Genomic DNA, 3,399 nt, shown 5'->3' on the forward strand with positions numbered 1-3,399 from the left:
CGAGGTAACCGAGCTATTGGTCGAGCTCAGGCCCGTGGACAGCGAACCGATGGAACTCGTAGCGGACGAAAGACCAGTCGACGTGGAAGTCGACAGCGACGAAATCGAGCTGTTAGCCGACGACAGCCCCGTCGACGCCGACGTGGAAAGTGAGGTAACCGAGCTGTTGGTCGAGCTCAGGCCGGTGGACAACGAGCCGATGGAGCTCGTGGCCGACGAAAGACCAGTCGACGTGGAAGTCGACAGCGACGTGATCGAGCTATTGGCCGACGACAGACCCGTCGAAGCCGACGTGGAAAGCGAGGTAACCGAGCTATTGGTCGAGCTCAGGCCCGTGGACAGCGAACCGATGGAACTCGTAGCCGACGAAAGACCAGTCGACGTGGAAGTCGACAGCGACGAAATCGAGCTGTTAGCCGACGACAGCCCCGTCGACGCCGACGTCGACAGGCTCGTGATGCTCGACGTCGTCGTGCTCGCAACCGAATAGAGCTGGCTGCCGTTGATCGCGTCGGTGCTGGTGGCCGTGACGAGGCCCGCCGCGACGTTCTGGATACGGCGTTCCGAGCCCGACTGCCCGACGCTGACGACACCGCCCGCCGAATTGGAGCCGGCGAAGTTGCCGAATGTCTGACCGCCGATCGTGGCGTTGCTGACGGTGGTGGTGCCGCCGGACGTCGCCGTTGCCGCACTGGTCGTCAGCGCGTTGTAGCCGAGGGCGACCGAGTTTGCGACGCTTGCGGTCGAATTCGAACCGAGTGCCGTGCCATAGCTTCCAGACGCCACGGCCGCCGCGCCGACCGCGACCGCGCCGGCGCTGCCGCTGGCCGTCGAGCCGTTACCGAGCGCGAGTGCGTCCGTGCCGGTAGCCAGCGACTTGGCGGCGAAGCTGCCGACGTTACCGAGCGCGATCGCGCCGGTACCGTTCGCGGTCGCGGCGTTGCCGATGGCGATCGCGCCGTTGGTGCCCGTTGCCGACGCCGAGCTGCCGATTGCGACGGCGCTGTTGGTTGCCGTGCTGCTGTTGCCGAGCGCGACGGAACCCGTGCCGCTCGCCGAGTTGCTGTTGCCAAGCGCGATGGCGCCGGAACCGTTCGACGTGTCGTTTGCGCCGATTGCCAGCGCGCCCGTGCCGGTGGCGCTGTTCGGATCGCCGATCGCAACGGCGCCGTCGCCGGTCGCGACCTGGCCTCGGCCGATCGCGACCGCGCCGCCGGCGGCCGTGGCGCCGTTCGCGGTGGTACCGGACGAGCCGATCGCCACGTTCCGGCCCGTTGCGCCGGAGACGACGCCGTCGCCTTGCGCGATGCCGTACGCACCATTGACGGTCGCACCGCGACCGACTGCGATTCCCGACGTGGCGGTCGACGCGACGGACGATTGCCCGCCGATCGCGATACCGTCCGAGGCGGCCGATTGAGCGCCCTTCGTTGCGTTGCTGCCGATGGCGATCGAACCCGCACCCGAGGCGAGCGTCGAGTTGGCCTGCGACAGCGGCGTCGTACCGTCGCCGCCCGCGCCGCCGATCGCGACCGAGTTCAGCGCGCTGGCCGTCGAACCGAAGCCGAGGGCGGTTGCGGCGGCGCCGCTGGCGGTGGTTTCGAGACCGGCCGCGACACCCCAGAGGCCGGCCGACGATTGCATACCGGTGGCGACGGCGCCGTTGCCGGTCGCCTGCGCGAACGAGCCGTATACCGTGACACCGGTCCAGCCATTGCCGTTGGAGTTACACCCGGCTACGACCGAATACGTTCCGGAGCCATCGCCAGCCTGGTTTTGCGTGCCACCCGGGTTGACGCGGCCGACCGCGCCGTTGCTGCCCGTGAAGCAGGTCTGCTGTGTGTTGAGCGTGTTGGCCTCGGCCAAGCCGGGCAGACTGATCGCCAAGGCCGCGACTGCTGCCACCACGACGGCCGACTTGTTCGGCTTGCCCCGTGCCGAATCGTGTTCCGATGCCGCGACCCAGGCGCCAAGAGCTTCGTTCCAGATCGAGCGGTATGTGCGGTTCATGTCCTGCTACCTCCAAATGTGCACGCCACACACCGGTCTCTTTTGTTAGAGGATTACTCCGTGCGCTCGCGCGAATCTCAAAATTGATGGGCGGAGTTTATTGGAGGTGGATTTTAGAGATTGACAAACAGTGATAAATGAAGGGATTGGAAAGTTAAAGAATGGTTAATGAGCCGTGTTTTGATGTACTGGGGAAGAATGAATTTGAAAGCTGTAAGAATGTGTCGTGTCGGGTTTGATTTTTTCTTGAGCGCTCTTTGTTTTCATATAAAAATCAAGAACTTACATTGGTTTTGTGCGCCAGGTTACACATCGGGATGCTCCAAAAGTAAGACAAATGAAATAGCAAACGTTTGCGAGCGACCAAATTCTTTCATGATTGTAATGTCTATTGGTGTGTTGGTTGATAATGCATTTTCCATATTATTAACCTGTTAATAAATTTTCTTTTGTTGAGTTTGTTTTTCTATTTATGGATTATCAATTAATTGAATTTATCTGATGCGGGGAGCGTTGGATTATGCTGATTTGCGCATCTTGTCCGGCGCGGGCGCCCGTGTGACGGGCGTTCCGGGCCGCCCAGCTGCACGAAGTTGTAAAAAAGTGCTACAGGGCGAAAAATGAAACGGTCCGCGTCAATTTATCGGATTCGTCCTATTGACGATTGCGCTGGCATCGGTATCAAGGGGGAATCGGCACGCATGCGGGAAGCTGAGCGGACGCGCTCGCGGCGGGGATTTCAGGGGATGCCGACAGGTCGTCAAAGACCGCGGGTCGGTGTCGAACCGGAGGCGGTCGAAATGTCAGATCCGGGGTGCGGCAATTTGTCAGTCATGCCGAGGACGGCGCGACGTGTCGAAGAAAAATAGGGATTGATCGAATGTATCGGACGCGCCACAGTCGGCCCACGGGCGTGGACCGAACCGGGCGCTTGCCGCCTGACCCGCGGCAAGCGCCCGACTTCACTTCTTCAGAAACCGCAGCGCGAACCGCGCCATCCGCGGCACGAACATCGGGCGCAGCAGGCGCTTGTCGTAACCGGCCATCCGCCGGTCGTTCTCCACGAGACACAGCTCGATCAGCTCGCGCGGGTTCAGCGCATCGCCGATGTCGGCGGTGCCGGTCGCCGGGAAATTCGCGTCACGGGCTGCGCCGTCGGCATCGATGCCGCGCGCGATGCTCATGCGGTCGCGGATCAGTTGCACCCACACGGCCGCCACCCGTGCGAAGAACCACGGCCGGCGCCACCACGGCATCGTGCGCCAGTACCACGCGTACCAGTTCACGAAGAACAGGATGTGGCGGCCTTCTTCCTGGATCACGGGCTCGAAGGTCTCGACCAGCTCAGGCGGGAAATAGCCGGAGCGCTGCGCGGAGCGGAACAGGCCG

Annotated in this window: 1 protein-coding gene and 1 pseudogene; both read right to left on the bottom strand. The window is 62.6% G+C overall.

The genetic code is table 11. From position 1 onward, the window contains the following. Positions 1 to 2,010 (bottom strand): ESPR-type extended signal peptide-containing protein (locus JMF86_RS16345; protein WP_269189818.1); only part of this gene is annotated, 2,010 nt, incomplete at its 3' end. Positions 2,011 to 2,972: 962 nt separating this feature from the next. Then, a pseudogene (locus JMF86_RS16350) lies at positions 2,973 to 3,399 on the bottom strand (ferritin-like domain-containing protein); the annotation flags it as partial.

The sequence above is a fragment of the Burkholderia sp. E168m15 genome, from assembly GCF_016586105.1.
Taxonomy (GTDB): domain Bacteria; phylum Pseudomonadota; class Gammaproteobacteria; order Burkholderiales; family Burkholderiaceae; genus Burkholderia; species Burkholderia orbicola.